Below are 16,901 nucleotides of genomic sequence, written 5' to 3'. Positions count from 1 at the left end.
ATGGATAGACTGCCTAGAATACCTTTAGCAGATATCATTGACCGTTTTGTTGACTGGATTACGATGACGTTTGGCGGATTCTTCGACGGAATTGCAAACGGATTGGCCGCTTTTGTAAATGGAATTGTCACTGGTCTTGGATTTATTCCATCTATTTTGTTAACGATTATTTTCGCCGCACTTGCGTGGTGGATCAGTACAAGGGGAATTGCGTTATTTACATTGATTGGATTCCTCCTGATCGATTATTTAGGATATTGGGACCCAATGCTGCAAACATTGGCGCTTGTTTTGACATCTGTGATTATTTCGATTGTGGTCGGAGTTCCGATCGGAATTTGGGCGTCCCAGAAAGAAACGGTTCGCCGTATTGTAACGCCAATTCTTGATTTAATGCAGACAATGCCTGCTTTCGTATATCTATTGCCGGCGATTTTCTTCTTTAACATCGGTGTTGTGCCGGGTGTTGTTGCATCTGTTATCTTCGCGATGCCGCCGACAATCCGCATGACTGTTCTCGGTATTAAACAAGTGCCGGCGGATCTGATTGAAGCGACTGAGGCATTCGGTTCTACAACAGCTCAGCGTTTGTTTAAAGTTCAGCTTCCGCTTGCGACAAAAACCATTTTGGCCGGAATTAACCAAAGCATCATGCTTGCGTTATCAATGGTTGTTATCGCCGCAATGGTCGGTGCACCGGGACTTGGTTCTGAAGTATACAGTGCCGTTACACAGCTGAAAACCGGGGTCGGAGTAGAGGCCGGTATCGCCATCGTTATCGTTGCCATTACCCTGGACCGTATTACTCAAAATATTAAAGTGAAGAAGAAAAGCAGGGGGAATGCCTGATGCTTAAAAAAATCATCGGCATCGGCGTTTCCGCCATGCTGGCGCTCTCACTTGCGGCTTGCGGTTCAGAAAACGATGAAAATGCATCCGCAGCAGAACAGGTGAATAAGACCATCATCGGGATTGACCCCGGTTCAGGGATTATGTCCCTGACTGACAAAGCGATGAAGGATTATGACCTGAATGACTGGACATTGATTTCAGCGTCAAGTGCTGCGATGACCGCTACACTTAAAAAGTCATACGACCGTAAGAAACCGATTATCATTACAGGATGGACACCGCACTGGATGTTCTCCAGATATAAGCTGAAATATCTCGATGATCCGAAACAATCTTATGGCAGCGCAGAGGAAATCCATACGATCACACGCAAAGGCTTCAGCAAAGAACAGCCGAATGCCGCAAAGCTTCTGAGCCAGTTTAAATGGACGCAAGACGAAATGGGCGAAATCATGATCAAGGTGGAAGAAGGCGAGAAACCTTCCAAAGTTGCTGCTGAGTACGTCAATAAACACAAGGATCAGATTGCCGAATGGACAAAAGGCGTTCAAAAGGTGAAGGGAGACAAAATCAACCTTGCCTATGTTGCGTGGGACAGTGAGATTGCAAGTACAAACGTCATAGGCAAAGTCTTAGAAGACTTGGGCTATGAGGTAACACTTACTCAGGTAGAGGCTGGGCCGATGTGGACTGCAATTGCGACGGGAAGTGCGGATGCATCCCTTTCCGCATGGCTGCCGAATACCCATAAAGCATACGCCGCTAAATATAAAGGCAAATATGATGATATTGGCACCAGTATGACTGGTGTGAAGATGGGGCTTGTTGTTCCTCAATATATGAAAAATGTCAACTCAATTGAAGATTTGAAGAAGTAATCAAAAAAGCAGCCTGTGTCAGGCTGCTTTTTTTGCGTTATTTTACGTAAGCGGCAGCGGGTGAATCAGCCTTTTGAAAAGTTTTTAATACGGCATTCGCTAAAATGTGAATGCCGTTGAACATCGCATTTCTGTCAAAGGTCATGTGCGGATGATGGAGCCCCGGCTGGAGCCCGCAGCCTAGTCCGAGCATCGTTGTTTTCAGATTCGGCACCTTCACGGCGTAAAAATGAAAATCCTCGCCGCCGGTGGTGACAAGCGGGTCATCAAGCCCCTCAGCCCCGATGATATCTGTAATGGCTTCTGCCATGATCGCTTCAGCTTCTTTGTTTTGTGTTGCTGCAGGAAGGCTGTGTTCTTTTTGCAGCTCGATTTTTGCGCCGAATGCAGCGGCGGCCGCTTCACAGGCTCTTTCTGTTTCGGCGATTAACGCCTCCATGGCTTCATTGGTCTGTGCGCGCAAATCAAGGCTGAACGATGCTTTTCCTGGAATGATGTTAGAGCTTTCACCGCCGGCTTGAAGTTTTGTCATTTTGACGGTATGCGGGATTTGCGGGTCAATATGAATGAGTCCGAGCTTATGTACAAGAAATGCCGCAATTTCAATGCTGTTTTTCCCGAGGTGCGGACGGGCGCCATGAGCCTCTTCCCCGATGATCGTTCCCTCAATGTGCTGGCTTGATCCGTGCAGAATAGACGGAGCGCAGCGGCCGTTCTGTGTTTCCTGAATCGGACGGACGTGAACGCCGTACAAATAGTCGACATCATCAAGCACGCCTTCTTCTATCATTTTCAAGGCGCCGCCGCCTTTTTCTTCTGCCGGCTGAAAGATAAAACGGATTGTGCCCTTCGAAAGCTCAGGTTGTTTTTTGAGCAGCATTAACGTGCCCAATGCCATTGTCATATGTGAATCGTGTCCGCAGGAATGGTTGGCGCGAAATGTGCCGTTAACCTCCTGCCACAGCGCGTCAATATCAGCGCGTACCGCTACAACAGGTGAGCCTGAGCCGATTTCGCCGACAACCCCGGTGCAGTCTGAAAACGTGCGCGTCCGGCACCCTAAATCCTCAAGCTTTTGTTTCAAAAATGAAGTTGTTTCATATTCCTTCCAGCTGACTTCAGGGTTCGCGTGCAGATGCTCGAAGATATCCATAATGGTTTGTTTCATGTCTTCTGAAAGCTTTTGCATGGTAAGAAATACCTCCTTCTATCAGAATGAATTTTTACCTTCTTTACTTTATTTATATTGAAACAGGAAGATAGGCTGTATATAATATAGCACATATTGCTACTTTTCAGAATAATTAATATTTTCAAACAGAGGGGATGGATCGAAATATGAGTATGCCAGCAGCCGAAACACAGCCTAAGAAAAAACGTATGACATTTAAAATGCCTGACGCCTATGTCCTCTTATTTATGATTGCTTTCATTTGCGCAATCGCTTCATATATTGTGCCGGCAGGTGAATTTGACCGCGTGACGAAGGGGGATGTCACGACCGCTGTTCCAGGAAGCTATCATTCAATTGAACAGTCTCCGGTCAGCTTGATCAGCTTTTTTACTTCTCTACAGGATGGAATGGTTGGATCAGCACCCATCATCTTTCTGATTTTATTCACAGGCGGCACCATTGCTATTCTAGAAAAAACGGGTGCCATCAATGGCCTGATTTACAATGTCATCAGCAAATTCCGCACAAAGCAATTATTATTTATTTGTATTGTCGGCGCATTGTTCTCCATTCTCGGAACAACCGGGATTGTCGTGAATTCAGTTATCGGTTTTATCCCCATAGGCCTCATTGTGGCACGATCCTTAAAATGGGACGCAGTCGCGGGAGCCGCTGTTATTTACATCGGCTGCTACGCTGGATTTAACTCCACCATATTATCACCGTCACCGCTCGGTTTATCACAATCAATCGCGGAGCTCCCTCTTTTTTCTGGAATCGGCCTGCGAGTTGTGATATACATATGCTTTTTGCTGTCTTCTATTATTTATATCTATTTGTATACGAGAAAATTAAAAAAATCAAAAGATGCCAGCGTGTTAGGAACAGATTGGTTCCCTGCGGCAGGAATGGGCGAAGCCGGTAAAGAAGAAGATCAGTCAGTGCCGTTTACCGTTCGCCATAAGCTGATTTTGGCTGTGGCGGGACTCTCACTTGTCGGATTTTTATACGGCGCTTTGAAGCTTGGCTGGTCAGATTCCCAAATGGCTGCGACATTTATTTTTATTTCTGTCCTTGCCGGTTTAATAGGCGGGCTTGCGGCGAACGATATTGCCAAAACCTTCATTACGGGCTGCCAAAGCCTTGTATACGGGGCGCTGATTGTCGGGATGGCACGAAGCATTTCCGTTATCCTTGAAAATGGAAAGCTCCTCGATACTGTCGTCAATGCTTTGGCTTCACTTTTGGACGGATTCAGCCCGATTGCCGGGGCAATCGGCATGTATATCGCCAGTGCGCTGCTTCATTTTCTCATCTCTTCAGGGTCTGGCGAAGCCGTTGTATTTATTCCAATCCTGGCGCCGCTCGCTGATTTGATGGGAATCACGAGACAGGTTGCAGTGGAGGCAGTTATGCTTGGAGAAGGGGTCGTCAACTGTGTGAACCCGACATCCGGCGTTCTCATGGCAGTGCTTGCCGCCAGCGGTATTCCGTATGTCAAGTGGCTGCGGTTTATGGTGCCGCTTGCTCTGATTTGGTTCTTGATCGGGCTTGTCTTTATCGTGATCGGCGTCATGATCAATTGGGGGCCGTTTTAACGATTACTGCCCGCCGGCTTGTACGGCGGGCTTTTGAGTTATTCATTGCAGAAGCGCAGGCTGTTATTGTAACATGTAAGCCATAAGCCATTCGTAAAAGTGCGGGAGGAAGGTCATGAATAATCTGCGTAATAGACTTTCAGGCGTGAATGGGAAAAATAAGAGAGTAAAAGAAAAAGAACAAAAAATCTGGTCGGAGATTGGGATGATAGCGGGAGCATTTGCGCTGCTTGATGTGATCATCCGCGGCATTATGTTTGAATTTCCGTTTAAAGAATGGGCTGCAAGCCTTGTGTTTTTGTTCATCATTATCTTATATTACTGCATCAGGGCTGCGGCATCCGGAATGCTCATGCCGAGAATAGACACCAAAGAAGAACTGCAAAAACGGGTGAAGCAGCAGCGAATAGAATCAATTGCGGTCGCCTTTGCGGTAGTGGTGCTTACGATGTACGACAGGGGGATTCCCCATACATTCTTCGCTTGGCTGAAAATGATTCTTCTTTTTATCGTCTGCGGCGGCGTTCTGTTTCTGCTTCGGTATGTGATTGTGAAGCTGGCTTACAGAAGAGCGGTAAAAGAAGAAATAAAAAAGAAATCATCTTGAAAAATAGATGGTTTCTTTTTTTGTTTGGAAAGCGAGGGAAGCGTTCACAGTTTCGGGCAGCTTTTTTTATAGGAACATTGATTTGTATTCACTCTGCCAAGTTGTTTTGATAGAGTGATTGTGATAATTTAAAATGTAAGCGTTAACAAAATTCTCCAGTCTTCACATCAGTTTGAAAGGAGGAAGCGGAAGAATGAAGTAAGAGGGATTTTTGACTCCGAAGTAAGTCTTCAAAAATCAAATAAGGAGTGTCAAGAATGTTTGCAAAACGATTCAAAACCTCTTTACTGCCGTTATTCGCTGGATTTTTATTGCTGTTTCATTTGGTTCTGGCAGGACCAACGGCTGCGAATGCTGAAACGGCTAACAAATCAAATGAGCTTACAGCGCCATCGATCAAAAGCGGAACCATTCTTCATGCTTGGAATTGGTCGTTTAATACGTTAAAACACAATATGAAGGATATTCATGATGCAGGATATACAGCCATTCAGACGTCTCCGATTAACCAAGTAAAGGAAGGGAACCAAGGAAATAAAAGCATGTCGAACTGGTACTGGCTCTATCAGCCGACATCGTACCAAATTGGCAACCGTTACTTAGGAACTGAACAAGAATTTAAAGAAATGTGTGCAGCCGCTGAAGAATATGGCATAAAGGTCATTGTTGACGCGGTCATCAATCATACCACCAGTGACTATGCCGCGATTTCCAATGAGATTAAGAGTATTCCAAACTGGACACATGGAAACACACAAATTAAAAACTGGTCTGATCGATGGGATGTCACGCAGAATTCATTGCTCGGGCTGTATGACTGGAATACACAAAATACACAAGTACAGTCCTATTTGAAACGTTTCTTAGAAAGAGCATTGAATGACGGGGCAGACGGTTTTCGATTTGATGCCGCCAAACATATAGAGCTTCCGGATGATGGGAGTTACGGCAGTCAATTTTGGCCGAATATCACAAATACATCTGCAGAGTTCCAATACGGAGAAATCCTGCAGGATAGTGCCTCAAGAGATGCTGCCTATGCGAATTATATGAATGTGACAGCGTCTAACTATGGGCATTCCATAAGGTCCGCTTTAAAGAATCGTAATCTGGGCGTGTCGAATATCTCCCACTATGCATCAGATGTGTCTGCGGACAAGCTAGTGACATGGGTAGAGTCGCATGATACGTATGCCAATGATGATGAAGAGTCGACATGGATGAGCGATGATGATATCCGTTTAGGCTGGGCGGTGATAGCTTCTCGTTCAGGCAGTACGCCTCTTTTCTTTTCTAGACCTGAGGGAGGCGGAAATGGTGTGAGATTCCCGGGGAAAAGCCAAATAGGCGATCGCGGGAGTGCTTTATTTGAAGATCAGGCTATCACTGCGGTCAATAGATTTCACAATGTGATGGCTGGACAGCCTGAGGAACTCTCGAACCCGAATGGAAACAACCAGATATTTATGAATCAGCGCGGCTCACATGGCGTTGTGCTGGCAAATACAGGTTCTTCCTCTGTTTCTATCAATACGCCAACAAAATTGCCTAATGGCAGGTATGATAATAAAGCTGGGGCGGGTTCATTTCAAGTGAACGATGGTAAACTGACAGGCACGATCAATGCCAGATCTGTGGCTGTGCTTTATCCTGATGATATTGCAAAAGCGCCTCATGTTTTCCTTGAGAATTACAAAACAGGTGTAACACATTCTTTCAATGATCAACTGACGATTACCTTGCGTGCAGATGCGAATACAACAAAAGCCGTTTATCAAATCAATAATGGACCAGAGACAGCGTTTAAGGATGGAGATCAATTCACAATCGGAAAAGGAGATCCATTTGGCAAAACATACACCATCATATTAAAAGGAACGAACAGTGATGGGGTAACGAAGACCGAGGAATACAGCTTTGTTAAAAGAGATCCAGCTTCGGCCAAAACCATCGGCTATCAAAATCCGAATCATTGGAGCCAAGTAAATGCTTATATCTATAAACATGATGGGGGCCGGGCAATTGAATTGACCGGATCTTGGCCTGGAAAACCAATGACTAAAAATGCAGATGGAATTTACACGCTGACGCTGCCCGCGGACACGGATACAACCAACGCCAAAGTGATTTTTAATAATGGCAGCGCCCAAGTGCCCGGTCAGAATCAGCCTGGCTTTGATTATGTGCAAAATGGTTTATATAATGACTCGGGCTTAAGCGGTTCTCTTCCTCATTGAGGGCAATGCTAGACGGGACTTACCGAAAGAAACCATCAATGATGGTTTCTTTTTTGTTCATAAATCAGACAAAACTTTTCTCTTGCAAAAGTTTGTGAAATGTTGCACAATATAAATGTGAAATACTTCACAAACAAAAGACATCAAAGAGAAACATACCCTGGAAGGATGATTAATGATGAACAAACAAGTAAATAAAGTAGCTTTAATCGGAGCGGGTTTTGTTGGAAGCAGTTATGCATTTGCGTTAATTAACCAAGGGATCACAGATGAGCTTGTGGTCATTGATGTAAATAAAGAAAAAGCAATGGGCGATGTGATGGATTTAAACCACGGAAAGGCGTTTGCGCCACAACCGGTCAAAACATCTTACGGAACATATGAAGACTGCAAGGATGCTGATATTGTCTGCATTTGCGCCGGAGCAAACCAAAAACCTGGTGAGACACGCCTTGAATTAGTAGAAAAGAACTTGAAGATTTTCAAAGGCATCGTCAGTGAAGTCATGGCGAGCGGATTTGACGGCATTTTCTTAATCGCGACAAATCCGGTTGATATCCTGACTTACGCTACATGGAAATTCAGCGGCCTGCCAAAAGAGCGGGTGATCGGAAGTGGCACAACACTTGATTCTGCGAGATTCCGTTTCATGCTGAGCGAATACTTTGGCGCAGCGCCTCAAAACGTGCACGCGCATATTATCGGAGAGCACGGCGACACAGAGCTTCCTGTTTGGAGCCGCGCGAATGTCGGCGGTGTGCCGGTCAGTGAACTCGTTGAGAAAAACGATGCGTACAAACAAGAGGAGCTGGACCAAATTGTAGATGATGTGAAAAACGCAGCTTACCATATCATTGAGAAAAAAGGCGCGACTTATTATGGAGTTGCGATGAGTCTTGCTCGCATTACAAAAGCCATTCTTCATAATGAAAACAGCATATTAACTGTCAGCACATATGTGGACGGGCAATACGGTGCAGATGACGTGTACATCGGTGTGCCGGCTGTCGTGAACCGCGGAGGGATCGCAGGTATCACTGAGCTGAACTTAAATGAGAAAGAAAAAGAACAGTTTCTTCACAGCGCCGGTGTCCTTAAAAACATTTTAAAACCTCATTTTGCAGAACAAAAAGTCAACTAACCGCAACTTTAGAGTAAAGGGCTGATTGTCAATGTGGGAGCAGTTGTATGATCCGTTTGGAAACGAGTATGTGAGCGCACTTGTGGCGCTCACTCCGATTCTCTTTTTTCTTTTGGCTTTAACTGTTTTGAAAATGAAAGGCATACTTGCGGCGTTTCTTACTCTAGCCGTCAGTTTCTTCGTCTCCGTTTTGGCATTTCACATGCCGGTTGAAAAAGCGATTTCTTCTGTTTTGCTAGGAATCGGGAGCGGGCTGTGGCCCATTGGCTACATCGTCCTGATGGCGGTGTGGCTGTATAAAATCGCGGTGAAAACCGGGAAATTTACTATTATTCGGTCCAGCATTGCCGGCATTTCGCCTGACCAACGATTACAGCTATTATTAATTGGTTTTTGTTTTAACGCGTTTTTGGAAGGCGCGGCCGGTTTTGGTGTTCCGATTGCGATCAGCGCGGCGCTGCTCGTCGAACTTGGTTTTAAACCGTTAAAAGCGGCAGCGCTCTGCTTGATTGCAAACGCAGCTTCCGGAGCCTTTGGGGCGATCGGGATTCCTGTCATCACAGGGGCGCAGATTGGTGATTTGTCTGCTCTTGAGCTGTCACGGACATTGATGTGGACACTGCCGATGATCTCATTTTTCATACCTTTCCTGCTTGTATTCTTATTAGACCGAATGAAAGGAATCAAACAGACATGGCCCGCTCTTCTGGTTGTGAGCGGTGGGTATACAGCGGTTCAGACACTGACAATGGCGGTGCTCGGGCCGGAATTAGCAAACATTTTGGCGGCCTTATTCAGCATGGGCGGGCTTGCCCTCTTCCTCCGCAAATGGCAGCCGAAAGAGATTTACCGCGAGGAAGGGGCCGGCGATGCTAGTGAGAAAAAGGCATACCGTGCCGCTGATATTGCGAAAGCATGGTCTCCTTTCTACATTTTAACTGCGGCGATCACCATCTGGAGCCTTCCTGCCTTCAAAGCGCTTTTTCAAGAAGGCGGACTGTTATATCAATCAACGCTCCTGTTCAAAATGCCTTTTCTGCATCAGCAAATTATGAAAATGCCGCCGATCGCGCCATCTGCCATGCCGTTAGATGCAGTCTTTAAAGTTGATCTGCTGTCAGCGACTGGTACAGCGATTTTAGCGGCGGTCATCGTGACAGGGCTGTTCAGCAAAAAGTTCTCCTCCCGGGATGCCTTTGCTTCCCTGAAGGAGACAGGAAAAGAGCTGTGGGTGCCGATTATGACGATCTGCTTCGTGATGGGCTTTGCCAATCTGGCCAACTTCGCAGGGCTCAGCTCTTCAATTGGGTTAGCATTGGCGAAAACAGGAGACCTGTTCCCGTTTGTCAGTCCTGTTCTCGGCTGGATTGGCGTGTTTATCACAGGTTCTGTTGTTAGCAATAACGCTTTGTTTGGCCATTTGCAGGTTGTCACCGGAGCGCAGATCGGTGCGGGTTCAGACTTGCTGTTAGCCGCAAATACGGCGGGCGGTGTCATGGCGAAACTTGTTTCTCCTCAATCTATCGCCATCGCTGCCGCAGCGGTCGGCCAAACAGGCAAGGAATCTAAACTGTTTAAAAGGACAGTGGCGTACAGCCTGATTCTGTTATTGATCATTTGTATATGGACGTTTATTCTTGCAAGATTAGGAGTGTAATAGAAAAAAGCAGTACATGCCCAGCATGTACTGCTTTTTTTATGTTAATTTGCTTTCTTTGTCATTTCGGCTGTTGTTTTCACTCTGGCTTTTCCCATAAACACAATGGTAACCGCCGCGAGGACAATTGGAATCAAAGCGAGCAAAAAGACATACGTAATACTTGATGACATCGCGTCAATAATGCGATTCAGGATCGCATCAGGAATCTGGGAACGTGTTCCCGCTTGGAATATCTCCTGCGGGTCGCCAATATGTTGCGCAGCACCTGATCCCGCTGAGCCTTTCATACCGCTGAAGGAGTCGGTCAGCTTGTTTGTGAATACGTTTGTTTGCACCGTTCCAAAAATAGTAACGCCCAGGGTCATGCCGAGTGACCGCAAAAATGAATTTGTAGAATTGGCCGTCCCCCGAAAGCGAGGTTCAAGATCATTCATCGATGCCGCCGGCAGCAGGGAGAAGTTAAAGCCTACACCAAAGCCTGAAATCATCATAAAGACTGTCAGCCATACCCGTGCTGTGTCAGGCGTCATATTGGAAAGAAGCAGCATGCCGATAAAGAAAGCTATAACAGATATCAGCATCAAATTGCGGAAGCTTGCCTTCGTTTGGAAGATCCCGCCGATCATGCTTCCGATGACTGATCCAATCATCATCGGCGTCAGAATGAAGCCCGCGCTTGTCGCCGAGCTGCCGTAGACCGCCTGAACGAAAATCGGAATAAATACCGCTAAAATAATAAATGTTCCGCCATACAGAAAAGCGAGAATCTGCGCTGTGGCAAACAAGCGGTTCTTAAACATCCAGAAAGAAATAATCGGCTCTTCTGCTTTTCTCTCCACAATAAAAAAGGCAATGAAGAAAACGGCGAATACAATAAACAGCCCAATGATCTGAATGGAGTTCCAATCGTATGTTTTGCCGCCAAGCTCAAGGGCGAACATCAGGCATACAATGGATACGACTAAGGTAATCGCGCCGCCCCAGTCTATTTTCTGCTTTCTGTGCTCCAGAGATTCTTTGTAGTAGCGCATAATGAAAAACAATGACAATGCGCCGATCGGCACATTGATGTAAAACACCCAGTGCCAGCTGATCGAATCTGTAATAATCGCGCCTAAGAGCGGACCAAGAACACTGGATAATCCAAATACAGCACCGAACATGCCGGACATTTTTCCGCGTTTTTCCGGCGGAAACAAATCAAAGATAATGGTAAAGGCAATCGGCAGGAGCGCGCCGCCCCCGATCCCTTGAATAGCCCGGAAGATGATCAGCTGATTCATCGTCTGGGCAATTCCGCATAAAGCCGAGCCGATTAAGAAAAAAATAAGTCCAAACAGGAAAAAACGTTTTCGGCCGTACATATCGGAAAGCTTGCCGTAAATCGGCATGCCAGCCATAACCGCCACCATATAGGATGCCGTCACCCAGGCAAATTTATCGAAGCTTCCAAGATCGGCTACGATATTGCCCATCGCGGTGGCAACAATCGTATTGTCCATTGCAGACATCAAGATGCCCAGCAGGAGACCGAGGACCACAAATTTGGTGGAAGCCTGTTTTGCTGTTGTTGTGTCCATTTGTTCTACCTCCTCTTACTTTTCTATGTAAGTTCTGATATCATGATAATAGTTTGATCGTTGAATATCTCGATTATCAAGATAAACTCGATTTTATAGGGAGGACTGTCAGTTGTCAACAAGAAATTCCAGAAGTGAGTTGGAAAAGACTGCTGTTCAGCTTTTTCGAAAACTGGGCACAAGAACGGTTCTGTTTCATCAGGCAGCCGCTCAAGCTCTCGGTCTGTTTCCCACCGATTTGAAATCAGCTGACATTTTAAATGAAGCAGGGCCGATGACGGCCGGAGAGCTGGGGAAAAAAACCGGCCTCAGCACGGGTTCCGTCACGGCGCTTGTTGACCGGTTGGAAAAAGCGGGGTATGTGGCTCGTGAAAAGGACCCGAACGATCGCAGGAGAGTCGTAATCGTCCCTTTGACTGCTTCGAAAAAACATATAAAGGATTTGTTCCGTCCTCTGTCTGAGTCGACGATGGATTTGTGCCGCGAATATACGGAAGAGGAGCTGGAACTCATTTTCAGTTTTGTAGGCAAAGCCGCCGATATTATGGAGGAAGAGCTTGAACGTCTGAAACAGTAAGTGAATTTGTGCATAGCTTGGCCCGTTCCCGAATAAATTGTACAAGTTACATAAGAGAAGGGAGTACGGGCCGGTGAACATTTTTTTGAGCTATATTGTGCTGGGGCTGTCCTTGTCTGCGCCTGTGGGGCCAGTGAATGCGGCGCAAATAGACAAAGGAATTAAAAACGGTTTTTGGCATGCATGGATTTTCGGTTTAGGCGCCATGACAGCGGATGGGCTGTACATGCTTTTTATCTATTTCGGGCTGTCACAGTTCTTGACTGCTCCATTTGTGAAAACGTTTTTGTGGCTCTTCGGTTTTTTTGTCCTGACCTATACCGGAATTGAAACGCTGAAAAACGTCAGAGAACCGATGGATGTGCGAAGCTCGCGGGGGAAACCGTCATACAGGAAAACATTCGCATCGGGTTTTCTCATTTCATTGTCAAACCCATTGAGCATCCTTTTTTGGCTTGGAATTTACGGAAGCATTCTTGCGAAAACAGCAGAGGCCTACAATATGAATCAGCTTCTAATCTATAGCTCCGGCATCATGATCGGCATTTTAATCTGGGATTTCTGCATGGCTATCACAGCCAGTACGTTCAGAAACCTGCTTCATGAAAAGCTATTGAGAGGATTGACCGGAATCGCCGGTGTATCCCTCCTTGTGTTTGGCTTTTACTTTGGTTATCAGGGCATCAAACAGTTATTGGGCTGATTCATGAAGGACAGTCACCTTCCGCCTCCAGTTTTAATATAGTATCCAGATGATACTGGAGGTGGATCAATGGTGAATGGGATTTACACCAAAAGTTTTCTGGAACGTAGTCAAGATGAGCTCCCGGAATGGCAAAGAATCGCTTTTGAGCTGCTGGCAGAAACGCTGGGGGACGAAGCGGATATGTTTCCGTGCATTCCCGGACGCCAGGCGTTTCTGACTGATCAGCTTCGGATTGCTTTTGCAGGAGATCCGCGGGAAAACCGTACAGCGGAGGACCTGGCTCCGTTGCTTGCGGAGTACGGCAAGATATCGCGGGACACGGGAAAATACGCATCCTTCGTTGTGTTGTTTGATACGCCGGAAGATTTGGCTGAGCACTATTCGATTGAAGCGTATGAAGAGCTGTTTTGGCGCTTTTTAAATAGACTGAGTCATCAAGACGAAAAAGAATGGCCGGAAGACATTCCGGCCGATCCCGAGCATTATAAATGGGAGTTTTGTTTTGACGGCGAGCCGTACTTTCTTCTCTGCGCTACACCGGCGCACGAGGCGAGAAAAAGCCGAAGCTTTCCTTTTTTTATGATAACGTTTCAGCCAAGGTGGGTGTTTGAGGACCTAAATGGATCAACTGCATTTGGCCGTAACATGAGCAGGCTGATCCGATCTCGTTTAGAGGCCTATGATCAGGCTCCAATTCACCCGCAATTAGGCTGGTACGGAGGAAAGGATAATCGTGAATGGAAGCAGTATTTCCTCCGTGACGACGAAAAACAGGTATCGAAGTGCCCGTTTTCTTATTTAAAGAATATGTTCAACAAAATGAAATAAATCACGAGCTGGCAGGGCGATCTTTATGACCCTGCTTTTTTTGATAGATCATGGTTACAATGGCGATGATCACGAGAAAACCTATGCTGACGAAAAAACCGGGCCGGCTTGATTTTTCAAACAATGTACCGGACACAGCTGCAGCAATCAGAACCATCGCTAAATAAATTTGCGTTTTTCCCATGCCCTCGGGATCAGTCAGCTTTTTGCTGGAGAACAGGATAAACAGCCAAGTGTATAAAAGCATAAGCCCCGCAGCTGTTGTCATATGCTCATAAATGTTTTTAGGCAGCACTAACGACAGAATAATGGAGAGAACAAGCCCCGCAAACGTCAGCCCAAGTGCCGGCCAGCATATTTTTTTGCCTTCCTTTAGAGTAAAGCATTTCGGCGCGTCGCCGTCATCAGCCATTGTACAAAGCAATGTCGTAACGGCAAAAAGCGAAGCGACAAGGGTCGAGAACCCGGCGATGATGAAAATCCCATTAAATATATCAAGGATGATCTCAAGGTTATATCCTTTTAATGACGTAATGAACGGACTGTCCTGTTCAGTAAACGCGTGTAACGGAACCAAAAGCAGAGCAAGCCCGATTGAAATGATATAAATAATCGCCAGCGTCGCCAGCATCAGTTTCCCTGATTTAGACGCTTCCTCAGGTTTTTTTAAGTGAACCGCCATCAACCCCATGACCTCAATTCCGCCAAAAGCGTAAAACGCATAGATTAAACCTGTCCACAGCCCCATGACGCCGTATGGGAAAAGCTCTCTCGTCTTATTTGGAACATGTATGCCATGATTTCCGCCGGACAGGATACCGCATAATGCCAGGATGGCAATGACAATAAACATAAAAATAGCAGCTGTTTTAATGACTGCCAGCACGTTTTCTGTTTTTTCAAAGACGGACAGGCCGGTGAAAATAATAAGGAGCCCCAGTACCGCGTAGATTGAGGCAAACACCCATAGCGGCACTTGAGGAAACCAATGCTTCGTAAATAGCGAAATGGCTGTCAGCTGGCTTCCGGTAATCAGCATTTCTGATGACCAGTACACCCAGCCGTTGCTGAAGCCTGCCCATTTGCCGAATGCTTTTCGGGCATACGCACAAAACGAACCTTTCTCCGGCTGCTTCGCCGACAGCTTGGCGAGCTGTTCAAAGACAAAATACGTACCGATCCCTGCGATCAGAAATGAAAGGAGAACGGAAAAACCGCTTTTTACAATAGCGATGCTGGAACCGAGAAAGAAGCCTGTTCCAATCGTGCAGCCGACTCCGATCAGTGACAGCTGCCACCAAGCCAGATTCCCTTTTGGCTGGTCTTTTTTTGTTTGGCTCATTATTTATTCAACCCCTTTTATCTAAGGTTAGATTGTGATCTGTCCGAAGCTTATATACATCGGATTTTTGCCTCTTTTTACATGAAGAAGGAAGCGGACGCTCATACTAATGAAAAAAGGAGCAAACCAATGACACAGCAATATATTGTGGAGCCGAAAAAAGGGCTTGGGCTGAAGCTGAAAAAGGGGCAGATTTTAAAGGTGGTTGATGTAGAAGGGCAGCAGGTGGCTGATTTTGTCGCATACCATGCCAAGGATTTTTATGAACACCTTGATCAGGGAGCGACGATAGATGCCAATCACTCCATTCATGTGAAGGTCAACGACCATCTCTACTCCAACCTGTATAAGCCGATGTTAACCCTGATTGAAGATACGGTCGGCAAGCATGATCTGCTGCTGCCCGCCTGCCGTCCTGATATGAACAGGCTCTTATATGGGAAGCAAAAGGATGAGTTTCAGGATACGTGCTATGACAATATGAACCGTGCGCTTGAGCAGTTTGGCGTACCGAAGCCTCACATGCATTACCCATTTGCGATTTTTATGAATACTGTCCTTGATGAGAAAGGGAATCTGTCTGTGGAAACGCCGCTTTCGTATGCCGGAGATTATGTAAGGCTCAGGGCGGAGATGGATTTAATTGTCGCGTTTTCTTCCTGCCCGATTGAAAAAGGGAAATGCAATGGCGACAGTGTGACATCCATACGGGTTGAAGTCAGCTGATCTCTCTTGTTCACTGTGAATGAAGACCTGTGCTATATTTAATAGGGATACATAACAGTCATGATTCATTTTCATTGATTTGGGGAAATGATCAGTAACAAGGGAAAATGTACAGGAGGAATGATTGGGATGAGCATGCAGGAAAAGATTATGCGTGAGTTACATGTGAAGCCCTCAATTGATCCAAAGCAAGAAATTGAGGACCGAGTCAATTTTTTAAAACAATATGTAAAGAAAACCGGTGCTAAAGGCTTTGTATTGGGAATCAGCGGAGGCCAGGATTCAACACTTGCGGGAAGACTCGCTCAGCTTGCGGTGGAGAGCATTCGCGAGGAGGGCGGAGACGCTCAATTTATCGCGGTCCGTCTTCCGCATGGCACACAGCAGGATGAAGACGATGCCCAGCTTGCTTTAAAGTTTATTAAGCCGGATAAATCATGGAAGTTTGATATTAAATCGACAGTCAGCGCTTTTTCTGATCAGTATCAGCAGGAAACAGGCGATCAGCTGACTGACTTTAATAAAGGAAACGTAAAAGCAAGAACAAGAATGATCGCGCAATACGCGATCGGCGGCCAGGAAGGCCTTCTTGTGTTAGGAACAGACCATGCTGCTGAAGCAGTGACTGGTTTCTTTACGAAGTACGGTGACGGCGGAGCAGACCTCCTGCCGCTGACAGGCTTGACGAAGCGCCAGGGAAGAACACTGCTGAAAGAGCTGGGTGCACCGGAACGCTTATACTTAAAAGAACCGACTGCCGATCTGCTCGACGAAAAACCGCAGCAGTCGGATGAAACAGAGCTTGGCATTTCCTACGACGAGATTGACGATTATCTCGAAGGAAAAGAAGTATCAGCGAAAGTATCAGAAGCGCTGGAAAAACGCTACAGCATGACTGAACATAAACGCCAGGTTCCGGCGTCTATGTTTGATGACTGGTGGAAATAAGTTGAAGAAAGCCCGCTCTCGGAGCGGGCTTTTGTCGTGTACAGAAG

At 46.2% G+C, this 16,901-nt stretch carries 14 protein-coding genes and 1 pseudogene; 12 read left to right on the top strand and 3 right to left on the bottom strand.

Annotated elements, in window-relative coordinates; genetic code table 11:
- Positions 1-849 (top strand): glycine/proline betaine ABC transporter permease subunit OpuAB, encoded by an 849-nt coding sequence (gene opuAB / locus ACQVGT_RS19030; RefSeq protein WP_003234703.1) that lies wholly within the window; start codon positions 1-3, stop codon positions 847-849.
- Entirely contained in the window at positions 849-1,730 is an 882-nt protein-coding gene (gene opuAC / locus ACQVGT_RS19025) for a glycine/proline betaine ABC transporter substrate-binding protein OpuAC (RefSeq protein ID WP_015382696.1), read from the top strand. The genes opuAB and opuAC overlap by 1 nt, the downstream gene beginning before the upstream one ends.
- A gap of 37 nt (positions 1,731-1,767) precedes the next feature.
- On the opposite strand, the gene ACQVGT_RS19020 is transcribed toward opuAC, so the two are convergent.
- Positions 1,768-2,919 carry a M20 peptidase aminoacylase family protein gene (locus tag ACQVGT_RS19020; protein WP_015382697.1) on the bottom strand — a complete coding sequence of 384 codons (1,152 nt, stop codon included), beginning with the start codon at positions 2,917-2,919 and terminating at the stop codon, positions 1,768-1,770.
- Between the two features lie 149 nt (positions 2,920-3,068).
- On the opposite strand from ACQVGT_RS19020, the gene ACQVGT_RS19015 reads away from it, so the two are divergent.
- The 5 genes and pseudogenes from ACQVGT_RS19015 (at position 3,069) to ACQVGT_RS18995 (ending at position 10,144) form a co-directional block, all read left to right on the top strand.
- Positions 3,069-4,502 (top strand): YfcC family protein, encoded by a 1,434-nt coding sequence (locus ACQVGT_RS19015; RefSeq protein WP_003246402.1) that lies wholly within the window; start codon positions 3,069-3,071, stop codon positions 4,500-4,502.
- Between the two features lie 115 nt (positions 4,503-4,617).
- Positions 4,618-5,219, top strand: a pseudogene (locus ACQVGT_RS19010) (DUF6773 family protein).
- Positions 5,220-5,366: 147 nt separating this feature from the next.
- A complete protein-coding gene (gene amyE, locus ACQVGT_RS19005; RefSeq protein WP_015382700.1) occupies positions 5,367-7,346 on the top strand; it encodes an alpha-amylase in 1,980 nt (659 codons plus the stop codon).
- A gap of 175 nt (positions 7,347-7,521) precedes the next feature.
- On the top strand, positions 7,522-8,487 hold the full coding sequence (locus ACQVGT_RS19000) for an L-lactate dehydrogenase (protein ID WP_015382701.1): 966 nt from the start codon (positions 7,522-7,524) through the stop codon (positions 8,485-8,487).
- Positions 8,488-8,518: 31 nt separating this feature from the next.
- Complete coding sequence (locus ACQVGT_RS18995; RefSeq protein ID WP_015382702.1) at positions 8,519-10,144, top strand: L-lactate permease; 1,626 nt, start codon at positions 8,519-8,521, stop codon at positions 10,142-10,144.
- A 44-nt stretch (positions 10,145-10,188) separates the two neighbouring features.
- Here ACQVGT_RS18995 and bmr3 read toward each other — a convergent pair whose 3' ends face one another.
- On the bottom strand, positions 10,189-11,727 hold the full coding sequence (gene bmr3 / locus ACQVGT_RS18990) for a multidrug efflux MFS transporter Bmr3 (protein WP_041517636.1): 1,539 nt from the start codon (positions 11,725-11,727) through the stop codon (positions 10,189-10,191).
- Positions 11,728-11,839: 112 nt separating this feature from the next.
- Between bmr3 and ACQVGT_RS18985 the strand changes: the two genes are divergently transcribed.
- The 3 genes from ACQVGT_RS18985 (at position 11,840) to ACQVGT_RS18975 (ending at position 13,838) form a co-directional block, all read left to right on the top strand.
- Positions 11,840-12,304, top strand: a complete 465-nt coding sequence (locus ACQVGT_RS18985) for a MarR family transcriptional regulator (RefSeq protein WP_003246360.1) — start codon at positions 11,840-11,842, stop codon at positions 12,302-12,304.
- Positions 12,305-12,377: 73 nt separating this feature from the next.
- A complete protein-coding gene (locus tag ACQVGT_RS18980; RefSeq protein WP_003246469.1) occupies positions 12,378-13,007 on the top strand; it encodes a LysE family translocator in 630 nt (209 codons plus the stop codon).
- A 69-nt stretch (positions 13,008-13,076) separates the two neighbouring features.
- Positions 13,077-13,838, top strand: a complete 762-nt coding sequence (locus ACQVGT_RS18975; RefSeq protein ID WP_015382704.1) for a YqcI/YcgG family protein — start codon at positions 13,077-13,079, stop codon at positions 13,836-13,838.
- Between the two features lies 1 nt (position 13,839).
- Here the strand turns inward: ACQVGT_RS18975 and ACQVGT_RS18970 are convergent, their stop codons facing one another.
- A complete protein-coding gene (locus ACQVGT_RS18970; RefSeq protein WP_015382705.1) occupies positions 13,840-15,180 on the bottom strand; it encodes an amino acid permease in 1,341 nt (446 codons plus the stop codon).
- Positions 15,181-15,309: 129 nt separating this feature from the next.
- Here ACQVGT_RS18970 and ACQVGT_RS18965 point away from each other — a divergent pair, with 129 nt between their 5' ends.
- The gene (locus ACQVGT_RS18965) at positions 15,310-15,906 is read left to right on the top strand and encodes a DUF1989 domain-containing protein (RefSeq protein WP_015482767.1); all 597 of its coding nucleotides are present in this window, start codon (positions 15,310-15,312) and stop codon (positions 15,904-15,906) included.
- A gap of 129 nt (positions 15,907-16,035) precedes the next feature.
- A complete protein-coding gene (nadE, locus tag ACQVGT_RS18960; protein WP_003246440.1) occupies positions 16,036-16,854 on the top strand; it encodes an NAD(+) synthase in 819 nt (272 codons plus the stop codon).
- The last annotated feature ends 47 nt before the right edge of the window (positions 16,855-16,901 follow it).

The organism is Bacillus sp. SCT118 (assembly GCF_058566435.1).
The sequence above is the reverse complement of the archived record's forward strand: the minus strand, read 5'-3'. Positions and strand labels throughout refer to the sequence as shown.